The following is a 14,270-nucleotide window of genomic DNA, read 5'->3' as shown; positions in this document are numbered from 1 at the left end:
TCTTCCACCCCCGAAGGAGAACAGATGGCTCCAAGCAACCACCAGAAGCACCAGGCTGGGCGGCACCTTGCGGTGGCTGAGGCTCTGTTGCACGGCCATTCGGCAAGCCTGCACGGTGCGCAGACCTTCGTGACGATCAACGGTAGGACGGCGGCTGTGCAGGTCGCCGCGCAGGGCGGCTGGATGGTCGCGGACATCGACAGGATGACGGCGATGTCGGTCGACCTCTACGTCCTCGTGGACGTGACCGACGGACGCCGGGACTTCTATGTCGTGCCCGGCGACGACCTGCGTGCCGGGGTGCGCCAGCGGCACGATGAGTTCATGGCGAGCGTTGGCGGTGTTCGCCCGCGTAACCCGGACAGCCGGCACGCGGCGATCTACCCAGCGAACGTGGAGGCATGGCGGAACCGGTGGTCGTTGTTCGAGGACGTGGCCCAGCCCGCGATCGGGGACGCCGCTTCCTGACCGATTGCGCCACGGGAGCGCCTCCAGCGTGATCGCCGGCTGCGCTCCCGTCTGATGTCCGGCTCAGTGCCCAGACTTGGTGACCCGGACGAAGCTGGCCCAGGCGGCGGGGGAGAAGGTGAGGGCCGGTCCCGCCGGATCCTTGCTGTCGCGGACGGCGACGAGGCCGGGCAAATTGTCGGCGACCTCCACGCAGTTGCCGTTGTTGTCGCCGCTACGGGTGCACTTTCGCCACTGGGCACCGAGCAGGTCGTCAGCCATGGTGGACCTCTTCCTTGATCTTGCCGATCATCCCCTTTGATTGTTCCTCATCAAGTGCGAGGTCGAGGAGGCTCGCCCAGACCTTCTCGTAGACCGCGAACTCATCCGGCTTGTCGAGGTAGAGGGCACCGGTCACCGACTCGCTGTAGACGACGGACTGATCAGGGACGACTCGGTTGACGCGTGGGAAGTCGAGCATGACGAAGGCCCCCGCCAGCGCGCCGTAGTGCGCGCCAGCCGACAGCGGCAGCACACGGATCGATACGTTGGGTAGCTCGGTCCGTTCAAGAAGGCGGTCCAGTTGCTCGGCCATGACCGCCGGGCCGCCGACGCGTCGCAGCAAGACGGCCTCCGATAAGACCCACTCCAGCTTGGGTGCCTTCGGGAGCCGGCGGACAAGGATCTCCTGTCGGCGGCGGCGAACTTCCAAAACCTCTTCCAACTCGTCAGTCGCCATGTTGGGGCGGTTTTGGTAGACGCCGCGCGTGTAGCCAGGAGTTTGCAGCAGCCCAGGGACCAAGGTGTCGTCGTGCTCCCGGAGCCGGGAGGCAGCGGATTCCAGGCCGACGTACAGCTCGAACCAGTCGGGGACGGCGTCGCCGTACGAGTGCCACCAGCCCTTGGCCTCGGTCTCGGCGGCCAGGGCGGTGAGGGCGCCGGCCAGGTCGGGCGTCGCCCCGTACAGCTCGCACAGGGCCTTGACGTCGAGGGCGCGGACCGGGCCGAGGCCGGTTTCGATGCGCCACATCTTCTGGCGGCTGCACTGCATCGCCTCGGCCGCGCCGTCCAGGGTCATCCGGGCCTCGGTGCGCAGCTCGCGTAGTGCTCGCCCGAGCTGACGTCGCGGCACTGTCGATCCCATGTCGTCGGCCATCGGCTCCCGCCCTCTCCATGTTGCATTCTGTTACATCCGGACGCCATCGGTGAAACGCGCGGCCGTTGCACCCGGGAATCAATTCCATTGGGCGCTACCACGCCAAGTAACTACGTCTCTGACCATACAAGACACCCCCGACAGCAGCTAAGCACGGCAATTCCCACGCGCGCTTAATCGGCGTACTGTCGGGGGTGGAATGGTGTGGGGTGCGGTTTAGAGTTCGTGGCGAATCCGGGCCAGGCCGCAGGTGAGCAGGATGCCGAGAACGACCAGCCCGACCCTCGTACAGGACACGTCTGTGCTCGGCCGGACGCCGATGGAGACCGCCACCGCCAGTTGTGCGGTGAGGACGAGACAGATGACGACGCTCAGCACCCGGTATCCGACCCCGTGGAAGGATCACCAGGTCACCGTGCCGAACGCGGCAGGGACGGCCATCAGCAGGCTCAGCCCGATCAGCGGCGTGGCGGGCTTCCACCGCAGCAGAGTGCTCCCGGCCGGGCGCGATGCCTGTCGGGTCAACTGTCGATGACCGGCAGGAGGACCGTGCCGCTGCCGGCATCGAGGTAGACGTTGCGGTTGTACTGTGGCGTCCGCACGTCCGCACGTCCGCGGCGTACTGCTCGCTGACCTGCCAGGTGCCGTCGGTCGGCAGGAACGGGCGCAGCTTGGCGCTCAGCGGCGCGTCCCACTTGGGCGGCGCGGGCTGCCATTCGTACCCTTTGATGGTTGTGGCCAGGGTGTCAGGTCGCAGCACGCCCACGGCCTCGATGCGTGTGTCGGTCGGCCCGGGGACGCCGCGGGTGTCAGCCCTGGCCATCGACGCTTGCCAGTGAAACTTTACGAAGTCACCGAGGCGCGGAACCGTGTGGCGACCGGGTCTCGGTCGGTCCGTACCGGTGCCGGGCTCACGCTGGTGGCCCTCCCTGTCGGCTCGTCATCAGGGGCACTGTCGGAGCAGCCGACAAGGGTCAGAACCAGTGCCATCGCCAGCAGCCCGGCGCGGAGGTCAGCCATCGGAACGCCCATCCGCCCAATTCTGCCAACCGGAACCGAGTCCGTGGTGCCTGGAGTTGGCGGCAAGTTGAGCACTGGACGACGACCTTTTCCGGCGCCGCCCATCGAGGACCCGGACGGCCAAGACGGCGCCATCCCGGGAGAATGAGTACACGACGCCGTCGGCCGTCGGTGGCGCCTGCCTGCCGGGGAACTCGGCGCATCGCGCAGTGTCTCGTCGGCCGGAGTAGCGGCATCGGCGGGACCCGCCCCAGAACGAGGATTGTCCGCCGGGGAGGCAGGCTTGGACCGCCAGTCGCCGAGTAAGTATATCGACAGCAATCCATTCTGGTGTGGATGAGGATGGCGGCATGCCTCGATGCCGTGCCCGGTGCAAGGACAACACTCTCTGCAAGAACCCGGTGGGCGTGCCAGGGGCACGGTGCGGCCGCCATGTGGGAATGCCGGAGGCGGGGCCGCGACATCCGAAGCAGAGATCGGCAAGACGACGGTCTCGGGCATCGACCAGCCCAGGTCGGCGGGGCGCTGGCGGGAGCGTTTCGCGCGGGGGGAGCGGATGGGGTTGGGGAGTCCAGGAACGCCACCGCCAAGAGCGCGTCGAGAAGGCTGCCGAATTCTGTGTCGGGGTTATCGACGGCGGGTGGGCTGATGTTGTGTCCGACCGTGTGACGGAATACGTGGCCGAGGAGACCTGGAAGAGGCTCTTCAGGCGGCGGCGCCGCAGGAGGTGCAAGCTGTTGGCGCAGACGGCCGGGGCAGTATTGGCCGGCAAGCAGATGCTGCACGATCTGGTCGGAGTCATAGCGGCCTGGCTGGCCAGCCTCCTCGGCGGTGACAGGGTCGTGCAGTCCTTCGCCCGTCAACTCGCGTCGAACATCCCGCTGCCCTCCGACGCCAAGATGGTGGCTACAGCGCGGGGGCTGCAGGTGGCCGGAGTGCTGTTGTGTCTGTTCAACGGTGATGACATCAGGAGATGCCAGTGCTTTATTGATCTTGCTCTTGAGGAAACGAAGGCTCAGGTTAAGAAGATCCTCGTCGCCGCGATGGAGGACTGGGCCGCTCTGGCGCGATTCCCGGCCTCACCCTTGGTGGCCGAACGAGGCATGTACGGGAGCGCCGGAAGGCCTTGAGTGGCGCACCCGGGTGGGGGCGGCTAGCTTGGGTGGACCGTGGCGGGCGAAGCCATCACGAAGCCCTCGACGTACGTCTGGCGGGCAGCCTGTAGGAATTCCAGCCGCTCCTTGCGCGCACGGTCCCAGCCGGCCTCAAGCCCAGGCGGCCAACGACGGCCGCGGTACCGCTTGTCGATGATTTCTGAGAGCGAGCCGACCGCGTCGAGCAGAGCCTGAGCGCGCTGCGCCAGTGAATCAGGTCCGGCTACCTGGACGACGGCGTTGGCGGCGACGAGTTGGTTCCATTCGGCCGTGTACTGCCGGTGCTGGTCTGTTGGCTGCTCACCCTCGGGATGCAGGTTCAGTAGGTCGCTGAGCTCTCGGGCTTGATCAAGGAAGCTGTCCACTCGGGTCAAAAGCACGACGTAGGCCCCGCTACGCGCGTCAGCGAGCTGGCTGCTCCGGGCCCGCTCGGCGTCCGCGAGCTCATTGCCGCGAGCCTGTTCGGCTTGAGCACGTTGGGTGCGGGTGCTCAGGTAACCGACGGCGAACGTGGCGCCGCCACCAACGAGCGCGCCCAGTAAGCCGAAGAGGCCCGTCGTGATCTCAGTGGTCACGGAAGGCAGTAGAACATGGAAGATCGCGATTGTCTGCCCTGGAGGCTTGGCTGCGCCCCCGACTGGCGCACGCCCCATTGGGTGGACTTATCCGGTGTTCCCTGATATCGACGCCGCGATGTCTTCGCAAAGCGCGGCAGCACGTACGTCGTCGAACCCGGCCAGCAGGGAGTGAGCCTCCCTCCAGTGCTGTCCGGCTTCCTCGGAGCGGCCGGCCGCCGTCAGCGCGGCGGCCAGGTGGTCCAGCGTCAGGGCGAGTTGCCAATTGTCGCCGAGCTGCCGGTGGACTGCCGCCGCGCGAAGGTGGAAGGCGATCGCCTCGTCCGCCTGCCCCAGCCCCCGGTAAGCCTCACCGGCACCATCGACGGCCACCGCCTCGCGGCTGCGGTCCCCGAGCTGGCGCTGAATTGTGGCCGCCCGGTGCACGGCCTCCAGCGCCTCGGCTTGCCGACCGAAGGCGCGCAGCACCCGCGCGTACTCCACCAGCCAGTGCCCCAGCCACAGCTGGCTCGCGCTCTCGGCGATGGCGATGGCCGACTCGATCGCGGCGAGCGCCTCGTCGGTGCGGCCGAGTTCCCGCAGGGTCATGCTCAGGAAGAAGAGCGAATTGCCCTCCTGCCCCCGGTCGTCGATCTCCCGCTGCACCACGAGTGCCCGATCCAGCAGCTCAGCAGCATCGGTCAGCTCACCCAGCTCGTAGCGAGTCTCGGCGAGGTTGCTCAGCAGCAGGGCCTGCCACCGGCGGTTGCCGAGCCGCTCGAAGATCGCCAGACTCTCGCCGAAGTGGGTGAGTGAGTCGGTGAGACGACGACTGCGCAGGCCCAGCAACCCGAGCGCGTTGATTGACACTGCTGTGCCGTACTCGTCGCCGATCTCCCGCCGGATGACCAGTGCGGCCCGGTGGTGTTCGGCGGCCTCGGTGAGCTGGCGGGCTTGGAAGTGGGCCTTGCCGCGGCTTTCCAGTGCCTCCGCCTCGCCGCGCCGGTCGCCGAGCGTGCGGGCTGCCGCCACCCCGATCCGCGCCGTCGCGAACCAACCCTCGAAGACGTTCTGATGCATGAAGACGCTGCGCAGCAGCACCGCCAGCTGCCAGGCGGTCCGCGGTAGGCCGGCGTCGGCCGCCACTCGTGTGGCGGCTACCAGGTTGTCCCGTTCGGCGTCGAACCAGGCGTCCGCCTCGGTGCTGCTCGCGAAGGCGAGCGGCGTGACGTCGGTCGGCGGATCCAACGCTACGGTCCGGTAGAAGGGCAAAGTGCGGGCCAGCGCGGCGTCGGCGGTGTGTAGATACCAGTCCAGCCCACGGCGCAGTGCCGCCTGCCGATCCTCTGCGCTCTCCAGGTGCCGGACCTGGTCGACCGCGTAGGCGCGCAGCAGGTCGTGGAGTTGGTAGCGTCCCGGAGCGCTCTGCTCCAACAGGTGAGCGCTGACCAGAGCGTCGAGCGGCTGCCGTACCCGGGACACTGCCATGCCGGTGAGCGCGGCGGCGGCCGGGGCACTGAGGTCGGGGCCAGGGTGCAGCCCGAGAAGTCGAAACAGTCGGGCGGCCGTCGGGTTCAGGGCGCGGTAGGACCAGGCAAACACCGCGCGTACCGCGTCGGACTCCTCGTCTTCCTCGGCGGTGAGTGCGTCCCACAGGGCCGACTCGTCTCGTAGATCCTCGATCAGCTCGCCGAGGGGCATGAATGGCCGGCTCGTCGCCCGTTCGGCGGCGATGCGCAGTGCGAGGGGCAGCCGAGCGCAGAGTCGGGCCAGCTCGCCCAGCTCGGCGGGGTCGTCGCCGCTGCGGTAGGGCGAGGTGATGCCGCGCAGCAGGGTGACGGCGTCGTCCTCGGTCAACATGCGCAGCGTCAGCCGTCGACCGCCATCGCGGGTGGCCAGCCCAGAGAGCATGTTCCGGCTGGTGACCACGACCAGGCAATGATCCGTGCCAGGCAGCAGCGGGCGCACCTGACGCGCGGTGGCGGCGTTGTCCAACACCACCAGTACGCGCCGGCCGGCCAGTCGGGAGCGGTACAGCGCCGCCCGTTCATCCAGATCTGCTGGCACCGCCGAAGATGGAACGCCAAGGGCCCGCAGGAAGCGGTCGAGGATCTGATCCGGCTGCGCCGGCTCGCCCGGATCGTAACCACGCGGGTTGGCGTAGAGCTGCCCGTCAGGAAACCTGCTCCGGACGCTGTGCGCCCAGCGCAGGGCGACTGAGGTCTTACCGACGCCGGCCGTCCCGGTGATCACCGACAGGCTGACATCGACGCTCCGGTCCCCGTCGGCCAGCAGTCGGTTGAGCGTTTGTAGCTCCTCCACCCTGTTGACGAAACTGCGGACGTCACCGGGGAGTTGTTGCGGTCGCTTCGGGGAAGCAGCCTCGCCGTGGAAGTGCACACCGCCGTACACGTCGCGGGCCTGGACCAGCTCCGCCGGTCCGGACAGCGCGGACCGGTTCACCTGAGCGGGCCGCTGCCCGGCTCCGTCCGACCCGGCGCCTTCCATCTCTCACCCCGCGCGGGGAGGCCCCATCGGCGCCACCACACGGGCGAAGAACTCGTCCAGCGGCTCACCGCCCTGGTAGAGCGACTCGATGAAGGATTGGCAGCTTGCCACCAAGTCGGGGTCACGCCAGCGGCGGGCGGGCGTCAGCACACCGTCGGCGTCGTAGACGGCCTCGTACATCACCTCGGTGCCGAGGGTGTAGATCTCCGGCGCCACACCGCCCGACTCGGCTGCCGCCACCGCGTCCGCGCCGACCACATGGGTCATACCGCCGTACTCGTGCCGCAGTCGCAGCACGTGCAGCTCCCATCGAAGGTAAGGCGTGAGGGGCTGTTCGACGACCCGTACCCGGCGGGTGGCGAACCCGTTCTGGGCGATCCGCCGGTAGTAGCTCTGGAATTCAGGGCGGCGCGTGTCGAGGATTCGCAGCGAATCCTCCCACCGCCCGTCGGCAAACGCCTGCCAACCCTCGTCCCCGGGCTCCTTGAAGGTCTGCTGGCGTTCCAGCTTCCAGAAGCCCGGATCGCCGGTCTGCCAGAATCGATCCTCAAAGTCCGCCCAGTAGTCCTCCAGGCGGAGTTGCTCGCCAGGATCCCCGCGGAACAGGTCATGCATCAGGTATATTCACCTTCGCCGCGATCATTGTCGATCGGGGAATGATGATAAGCCGCTCGCCCGGATCCACTGAGACACCGGCCGGAAGTCGTTCCTGGTAGGTCTCGGTGAGGTCCTGCCCGATCACCGCGATGTCGCCGTTGCTCAACTCCCAGACGTCGGGGCAGCTGCCGTCGCCGGAAGTGTTGCCCAGTTCGTGGGAGGACTTACCCCAACGGCGCGTGAGGTCGGCGGTAGGGTCCGCTTCCCAACGCTGTCCGCTCATCGCGACCTCCGGAATTAGGTGTTCGTGCGAGCACTCACGGTAACATCGAACTCTCTTGATGACTGTCGCCCGTGTTGCATCTCCGCGAGCCGGGTGCGATGGCGGAAGGCGGACGCATGACAGACCCGATCATGGTCACCGCGGCGACGACGCTCATCGCGTGGGCGACAACCGAGCTGGCCCAGAGTGGGCGGGCGGCGGTGTCCTCCCTGATCGCATTTCTACGCACCCGGTTTCAGCACGATTCGTCCTCGCATGCCGTCATTGAGGGTGCTCTGCGACAGCCGTCACCGGAGGCCGTGGGTCGCCTCGCCGAGCTCCTCGACAGCGAATCGCGCCGCGACAGGGCCTTCGGTGCGGAGCTGCGTGCGCGGTGGTCGCAGGTCGAGGTCACCCTTGCCGAAGGCGCCGGCGGTGTCGCGAACTCGGTCTCTGGTGACGTGCACGGGCCGGTGGTGCAGGCGCGGGACATCCACGGCGGCATCTGCCTCGGCGACGGTCCGCCCCGACACTGACGACATGGCGCCCGGCAGCTTCACGAGCAGCGGCACATTCAGCAGCTGGCATCGTTCTCGGTACGTTTTCCCTCGTCAACAACGGCCGCGTTCGCGTTCGGCGGGCATTGGCGCAGGCTGCCCGCGCGGCAGCAGGCATTGATGACCCCGGCCCACCTTCGCAACGGCGATACCCTCACCCGCCTCGCGGCCGGCATCGAGGTGTCGGTTACCACCGTCTGGCGCTACCTACGCCGTACGACTCCGGTAAGCACAAGCGCTGCAGCGTGAACGTGCAGGTCCTCGCCGACGCCGCCGGGCGGCTGGTCTCGGCGTGCGCCGCACTGCCCGCTCGCACCATGATCTGACCGCGACCGCACTGACGGCCTGATCGACGCGCTGGCCAGCGCGAATGTGTAGACCTTCGTGGATAAGGGCTACCAGGGCGCCTGCGGCGCCGTCTGGACCCCGTTCAAACGCCGCCGCACCCGCCCGTCCCGCCGACAGAAGTCCGTCAACCGTCACTACGCCAAGGTCGGGTTGCAGTGGCCCACTCGCTTACGCCTTTGTCTCGAGCAGCGGCCCGGTACCCGCTCGAAAAAGACCCTCGCCTTCCGCCACAGCTTCTTGCAGTTGCCCGACGAGTTGGCGCAGGCTCGCGTCGAGGTCGACCTGGTCTCTCGTCTCCGCGACGATCGCTTCACGCACGTCGTCGACGAACGGCTGCCAGGTGTCGCGAGCGCGCTGCGTGCACTCAGCGACGATGTGTTGTTGCTTGTCGGCCGCCGCCTTGTCCTGGTTCAGGCGCACGCGATCCGTTCTCTGCTCGTCGACGACTTTCGCCAGGTAGACGACAAGGGGAAGCACGGCTTCGGCGGTGCCGATGTGCCGTCCCCAACCCTCAGCCGTCTTCGCCGAACCGGCCTTCCCGCCGCCGATCGGATTGGCTGCATTGTTCGCGGCCTTCAATGCACCGATCAACATGGTCCCGACCTTCTCGAGATGTTCTCCGACACCGCCGGGTGCTGCCGGGGTCGTGGCGGCATCCTCCCCGGACCCGAGGGTCGCGACCAGCGAAGCAAAGCCGGCCCAGGAGGGTCGCGCGCGCTCTCGCTCCTTGGTCTTGCGGATCGACTGCCGCAGCCGTTGGAGGCGGGCCGCATGCTTGGTGAACCACTCGTCGAGCGTGCGCTGAATCTCGGCCTGAAGTTCGTCGGCGGCGGAACTCGGCTCCCACGACCGGCGTATCACCTCCGCGACGAGACCGTCAAGGCTCGCGTGGGCGGCGCGATCGAAGGTGTCGAGTTCGCTCTCCCATACGTCGCGGCGAGCGACGCCACCGGCAGCTACTTCGGCACGTGCCGTGTAGTCCGCCAGTTGCCTCCGCAGTTCGGTCACGGTTTCGTCCAGGACCGCTGTCCAGTACCGCTGCCCGGCCGTATGTCGCCATCCGGGCAGTGCCGCGGGGGACACCGCCTCGAAAGCATCCGCAAGGTCTCTCATGCCGTCCCAGCCACGGAAGTCATCCCAGGTCTCTCGGCTGAGATCTGTGTCCTGCCCTGCCGTCTGGAACGGGTCCTGCGAGACGACGAATACCGGTGTCCTGTCGTCCAATTCGAACAGTTCCCGCAACTCGCGAACCTTGCGATCACTCAGTTCCCGGTACTCCGCGAGGTCGTACTCTGGGTCCACACCCGCCTCGTCGAACCGCGAGATGACGAACCACATCGTCCCCACCGGCCATCCCTGCGTGAACAGCTTCTGAAGCACGTCACGTTCGGCGGTCGCCAACTGCGGAGTCAGTACCGCGATGCCAACGTCCGTGAGTCCGACCGCCGCCATCGCTCGGCGCGAATTGTTCTGTGCACGAATGTCGGACGCACCGACCGCGAATCCGGGAGTGTCACGGATGATGCACCCGCCGACCTCGACGTCGTTGACCTCGAAGGTTTCGTGGCGTGCGCTGATCGTGAGCCAGCCGGGAACAGCTCCGCCAGAATCGACGAGCAACCGGCGGAGCAGGGAACTTTTGCCGGTGTCGTAGGACCCGAAGAGGGTCACGACCGGTCCGTCCAGCTTCTCGAACGCGTCCCAGTCATCGACGTACTGCCCGGCCAACGATCCGCCTGGAAGTCGCCCCAGCCAGTCTCGCACTGCATCGATGTCGACCACTGTTACTTGTTCCTCCCCGGTGTGCCGATCAATTCGTCCGCGGCCATGATCAAGGCCCCGGCTACCTCGGCCCGCACTTTCGCCGAGTCCATCCGTTCCCTGATCGACGATTCGAGATCGAGGTGCTCGTCGAGCATTGCTTCGAGCTCCTTGGTCCGCTGTTCGAGGTATCCGACGGGACCTTCCCCCTGCGCACCGTGCACAATCTGTGCGACGATCCCTGCAGCCGATTCGTCGATCACCTGCAACGCCGACTCCTGCTGGTGTTCGTGTTCCCCAGCCTTCTTGATGTCATTGGCCATCGCCGCGACATCCACGGCGGCAGCGACGACCCCGAGGACGACCCCGACCTTGGCAACCTTGGCGCCGCCCTTCACCGCACCCCACGGCTTGAACTTGTGGCCGAACTGCTTGCCGATCGCGTAGACCGCGTCCCGATTTCCGAGGGCTTTCACCAACGGCGCTGCGGTTCCTGCGACGTTACCGGCACCCTCGGTCAGATCCTCGTGCCAGGCGTTTCCCTGGGCCTTGAATTCTGCCGCGAACTCGGGTGCCACCTGGAACTCAGCAGCGCGCATCTCGCGCCCGATCGCTGATATGTGGTCACTGTGCCACTCGTCCAGTTCGCGTGCCGCGTCGGCAAGGTAGCGTTCGAGATCAGCTTCGAACTGCGGAGCCTTCCACCAGGCCTCGACGAGGTTCGCCAGCTTCTGGCCGTCCTTCCGACCGAGTTCAGCGACTGCGGATTTCGTCGCCACCAAGTGGCGGTCCACCATACGGCGGGCGTCCTGTCGCAGTGAACCTTCGAGGACCACGGCGTCCTTCACCGCGGCCCGGAGGGCGGCGATCACCGGTTCCGAGCGATGCAGGTCTTTCGCGTCGTCGGCCTGCACCTGGTGAAGCGTGTGCTGGTGACGCTTGAGGTCGGTGACCGCCGCGTCAAAGGCGGCCGACGATGCCGCAGCGGACAGCTGCTCGTCGGAGAGACCTGACATGGCGCTCGTCAATGCGGTCACGCCGTCCCACAGCCGATTCTCGTCGAAATCATCGCGTTCTGCTGTTGCATCGCCTCCCACCAGTCCGAACGGATCGCCGGACAAGCAGTGGATTCTGTCGATATCGACTTCGATGGAACGAGCGGCGAAGGCTGCATGCAGTTCCTCGCGTTTGCGGTTCTGCAGGTTGAGGAACGCCTCGGGTGCAGTCAGCGGATCCAGGCCCAGTTCGTCGCACCGATTGACGAGGAACACCGTCCGCCCGCCTTTTGCGGCGATCATCTCCGAGCCGAGCGAGAGCTCTTCCAGTATCGAGGTGTTGCCGACCAGCAGATTGATGTGGACGACGACGAACACGAGAGCAGCCTCGGCGATCGCCTCGAGCGCGGCGCTGTCGTGCTCGGCGTGTCCGCTCTGCATGCCCGGTGTGTCCACGAGATCGAACCGGGGCAACTGGTAGCGGTTCGCGGCTGCGGTCGCGGGCGACGCCCGGATGTCGAATGCAGCGTGCGGTTGCCGGCCGCTGTCCACCATGATCCGACGGATCAACGACGACTTTCCCGAGTTGTAGTCACCGAGAACGGCAAGAGCTGGTCTTGCCCCGTCGACGCGCCAGAAGGTTCGTGCGATATCGAACAGTGCCGGGTCGCGTCGGGCAGCGTCCTCGAGGTCGCCTCGCCACGAGTGGATGTTTGCCGTCGACGGTGCGCTCCACGCCGCAGCTATTACGCGCGTCAGCCGGCTGCGGTCCTCCTCCCGGCGACTCGAGTACGCCTCGTGGACGGCACGGTCGATCTGCGCCGACTGGTGCTCGACGCCAGACTCGAGCCAGTCCTCGCCCAACAATGCCCGGGTCACGTCGGCCGGGGATTCCCCCATCCGGCGCTGCGCCCGCAGCAGGACGTCGGTCACCGCGGGTGCGGGCTTGATCGAGCCGGCGTAGGTCTGCAGGCTGTCGATCAACCGCACGATCCGGCTGCGCGCCATGCGAAGCTCGATCGCAGCGCGAAGCGAATCGCCAACCGCAGGAGCCAACAACGTCCACGCCGCTTCCCGGCTGTCGCGGACGAGGGCATCCTCGTAATCGACGAACGTCTGATCCACAGCGCGATGGCAGTCTGCAATTGCCTGAGCCTTCGCTTTTCGTGCTCGCTCCGACGCTTGCTGGCTCATCTTCTTGCCGAAATGCTGCTGGAGCTGTCCTGCGATCCCGACGCCCGCGGCAGCTACGCCCAGTACCCAACCTACGGGGTTCCAGAAGAGAGCCAACGCAGGTACCGCAAGGGCGCCCAGACCCACCGCGATGCCCGCCCCCCTGACAACATCACCCGCCACACCGCCGCCCTCGTCGCCGAGGACCATCGCGGCGTGCGATACCGCCGTCCCGTTGTCGATAAACTCATGGTCCACCGCGACTTCAAGCTCACGCTGTAGGAACGCCCGGCGATCCGCCCAAACGGCTTCCGCCGCAGCGGAAATGGCACCTTGATCGAACACAACCTTCGTGAACTTCGACTCGTCGATCGCTGTGCGCTCGTCGAATGCCTTCCGGATCAGATCATCCGCGTTGGCCTTCGCCTGTCGGCGGCATCCCGCAAGATGCGAGGCAGCGAGGTGCCGGACGAAGCGGTCCAATGCCCCTTTGACCGGCGACGTGTAGGGGCGGCTCCGCGCGCGCTCGGACACGTCAACCAGATCCGCGCTGAGAGCCGCATCGTGCAGCCACACGGCACGTTCGGCGTCTTCCGGATAGCCCAACACGGCGAACAGCGACTCGACCTCGCGTTCGAGGGATTCCGCTTGCTGCTCGATCTCGACCGCCAGGTCTTCGAGTTCGCCGACCCCTCGGCGGGACCGTGATCGGATGTCCTCGCGCAGCGCGGTCAACCGGAGATCGGCGCCGCCTTCCGCGATTGAGGTGGCTATCAGGCGCTCTAGCGTCCCGAAGTTCGACCAGCGATCGAGGTAGTCCTTCCCGAACTCCTCCCGTTCGTGGTGGAAGTCCTTCTGGGCTGGGCCGTGGAAGGGGGTCGTGGCGCGCGCGAACAAGGCCCGTCGGCTGTGGATCGCGACGACCGGTGTGTCGGGCAACCCAATCTGTACGAGCTGGGTCCGAATGTTGTCGGTGTGCTGGCGGACCGATTCGGACAGATGTCTGCGGCGAGTCTCGGGGACTTTCGCGGGGTGGCGCCAGCGCGGGTTGCGGACGTTGAGGACCGCCACCACCGGCTTTCCGTGGTCGCGGATCCAGGCGGCGATCTTCTCGAACTCCATCTCCTGCTGAGACTGGTTGTCGAAGCACAGAAGCACGATGTCGGCGATCTCGACTGCCTCGCGGGCCTTGGCCTCGAGATCGTCGCGGCTCTCGGTGCGTCCCCAGCCGTTGATCCCTGGTGTGTCGAACAGCCGGCAATCCCGCCAGTCGATCGGACGCACCTCGGTGGTCCAATCGCTGACACCCGGTGAGACATACTCCCCGTCGAGCTGGCCGAACGCCGACAGCAGGGTGCTCTTTCCGACGCCGGTGCGTCCGAAGAACGCGATGTTGAACGACCCGAGCGACTCGCGCTCACGATCGAGGTGACGTCGCAGTTCCCCTGGAAACCCACGAGTGAAGTCGTCCAGTCGGGTGATCAAGTCAGACGAGGACGGTGCGACGCGCTGCCCTTGCGCGAATGCGCCAACCAGGCCGTCCGTGATGTCGTCCAGGCGCGTCAGTTCCGCGTGTCCCTGCTCGACGGCCGATCGAACGGCCTCCTCGAGCGACACCACCTCTGTCGTCAACTCGTCATCACTTTCCGCTGAGAGACCGGTCACGGCGCGAACCCACCGCCAACTCCCCGGCGAAACGCTTGCCGAGAAGTTTGTCTACGGGGTGTCGGTCGACCTG

At 66.8% G+C, this 14,270-nt stretch carries 14 protein-coding genes; 4 read left to right on the top strand and 10 right to left on the bottom strand.

The annotated features are described in order from the left end of the window. Positions 1-24: 24 nt before the first annotated feature. Positions 25-468: a hypothetical protein gene (locus BUS84_RS11735; RefSeq protein ID WP_074311319.1), complete on the top strand. Its 444-nt coding sequence runs from the start codon at positions 25-27 to the stop codon at positions 466-468. A gap of 63 nt (positions 469-531) precedes the next feature. Here the strand turns inward: BUS84_RS11735 and BUS84_RS11730 are convergent, their stop codons facing one another. The 4 genes from BUS84_RS11730 to BUS84_RS40645 all read right to left on the bottom strand — a co-directional run bounded on the left by BUS84_RS11730 (position 532) and on the right by BUS84_RS40645 (position 2,128). Next, positions 532-729, bottom strand: a complete 198-nt coding sequence (locus tag BUS84_RS11730) for a DUF397 domain-containing protein (protein ID WP_074311317.1) — start codon at positions 727-729, stop codon at positions 532-534. Beyond that, the gene (locus tag BUS84_RS11725) at positions 722-1,603 is read right to left on the bottom strand and encodes a helix-turn-helix domain-containing protein (RefSeq protein ID WP_074311315.1); all 882 of its coding nucleotides are present in this window, start codon (positions 1,601-1,603) and stop codon (positions 722-724) included. The genes BUS84_RS11730 and BUS84_RS11725 overlap by 8 nt, the downstream gene beginning before the upstream one ends. 216 nt (positions 1,604-1,819) lie before the next feature. After that, positions 1,820-1,981 (bottom strand): hypothetical protein, encoded by a 162-nt coding sequence (locus BUS84_RS11720; RefSeq protein WP_244298480.1) that lies wholly within the window; start codon positions 1,979-1,981, stop codon positions 1,820-1,822. Positions 1,982-2,005: 24 nt separating this feature from the next. Beyond that, the gene (locus BUS84_RS40645) at positions 2,006-2,128 is read right to left on the bottom strand and encodes a hypothetical protein (RefSeq protein WP_280175113.1); all 123 of its coding nucleotides are present in this window, start codon (positions 2,126-2,128) and stop codon (positions 2,006-2,008) included. A 1,232-nt stretch (positions 2,129-3,360) separates the two neighbouring features. On the opposite strand from BUS84_RS40645, the gene BUS84_RS11715 reads away from it, so the two are divergent. After that, entirely contained in the window at positions 3,361-3,753 is a 393-nt protein-coding gene (locus tag BUS84_RS11715; RefSeq protein ID WP_143728334.1) for a hypothetical protein, read from the top strand. A 23-nt stretch (positions 3,754-3,776) separates the two neighbouring features. On the opposite strand, the gene BUS84_RS11710 is transcribed toward BUS84_RS11715, so the two are convergent. From BUS84_RS11710 to BUS84_RS11695, 4 genes are all read right to left on the bottom strand, one after another. Further along, positions 3,777-4,352 carry a hypothetical protein gene (locus tag BUS84_RS11710; RefSeq protein WP_074311311.1) on the bottom strand — a complete coding sequence of 192 codons (576 nt, stop codon included), beginning with the start codon at positions 4,350-4,352 and terminating at the stop codon, positions 3,777-3,779. An 87-nt stretch (positions 4,353-4,439) separates the two neighbouring features. After that, on the bottom strand, positions 4,440-6,839 hold the full coding sequence (locus BUS84_RS11705; protein WP_074311309.1) for an ATP-binding protein: 2,400 nt from the start codon (positions 6,837-6,839) through the stop codon (positions 4,440-4,442). 3 nt (positions 6,840-6,842) lie between these two features. After that, on the bottom strand, positions 6,843-7,454 hold the full coding sequence (locus BUS84_RS11700) for a DUF6879 family protein (RefSeq protein WP_074311307.1): 612 nt from the start codon (positions 7,452-7,454) through the stop codon (positions 6,843-6,845). Next, entirely contained in the window at positions 7,447-7,719 is a 273-nt protein-coding gene (locus BUS84_RS11695; RefSeq protein WP_074311305.1) for a hypothetical protein, read from the bottom strand. Before BUS84_RS11695 ends, BUS84_RS11700 begins: the two co-directional genes overlap by 8 nt. 71 nt (positions 7,720-7,790) lie before the next feature. Between BUS84_RS11695 and BUS84_RS11690 the strand changes: the two genes are divergently transcribed. Beyond that, positions 7,791-8,234, top strand: coding sequence for a hypothetical protein (locus tag BUS84_RS11690; protein WP_084757353.1), 444 nt, complete (start codon positions 7,791-7,793; stop codon positions 8,232-8,234). Positions 8,235-8,270: 36 nt separating this feature from the next. Further along, positions 8,271-8,504, top strand: a complete 234-nt coding sequence (locus BUS84_RS41220) for a helix-turn-helix domain-containing protein (RefSeq protein ID WP_425293451.1) — start codon at positions 8,271-8,273, stop codon at positions 8,502-8,504. A gap of 267 nt (positions 8,505-8,771) precedes the next feature. Here the strand turns inward: BUS84_RS41220 and BUS84_RS11680 are convergent, their stop codons facing one another. Continuing rightward, positions 8,772-10,385 (bottom strand): GTPase domain-containing protein, encoded by a 1,614-nt coding sequence (locus BUS84_RS11680; protein ID WP_074311303.1) that lies wholly within the window; start codon positions 10,383-10,385, stop codon positions 8,772-8,774. 2 nt (positions 10,386-10,387) lie between these two features. Beyond that, complete coding sequence (locus tag BUS84_RS11675) at positions 10,388-14,197, bottom strand: GTPase (RefSeq protein WP_208869582.1); 3,810 nt, start codon at positions 14,195-14,197, stop codon at positions 10,388-10,390. Positions 14,198-14,270 lie beyond the last annotated feature (73 nt).

It is taken from the genome of Micromonospora cremea, assembly GCF_900143515.1.
GTDB classification, from domain to species: Bacteria; Actinomycetota; Actinomycetes; order Mycobacteriales; family Micromonosporaceae; genus Micromonospora; species Micromonospora cremea.
This window is presented reverse-complemented; position numbering and strand designations above follow the sequence as displayed.

What these genes read in the sequence shown, in the direction of transcription:
- BUS84_RS11735 (WP_074311319.1), top strand. Translation starts at nt 25, where the DNA reads ATGGCTCCAAGCAACCACCAGAAGCACCAGGCTGGGCGGCACCTTGCG.
- BUS84_RS11730 (WP_074311317.1), bottom strand. Translation starts at nt 729, where the DNA reads ATGGCTGACGACCTGCTCGGTGCCCAGTGGCGAAAGTGCACCCGTAGC.
- BUS84_RS11725 (WP_074311315.1), bottom strand. Translation starts at nt 1,603, where the DNA reads ATGGCCGACGACATGGGATCGACAGTGCCGCGACGTCAGCTCGGGCGA.
- BUS84_RS11705 (WP_074311309.1), bottom strand. Translation starts at nt 6,839, where the DNA reads ATGGAAGGCGCCGGGTCGGACGGAGCCGGGCAGCGGCCCGCTCAGGTG.
- BUS84_RS11700 (WP_074311307.1), bottom strand. Translation starts at nt 7,454, where the DNA reads ATGCATGACCTGTTCCGCGGGGATCCTGGCGAGCAACTCCGCCTGGAG.
- BUS84_RS11695 (WP_074311305.1), bottom strand. Translation starts at nt 7,719, where the DNA reads ATGAGCGGACAGCGTTGGGAAGCGGACCCTACCGCCGACCTCACGCGC.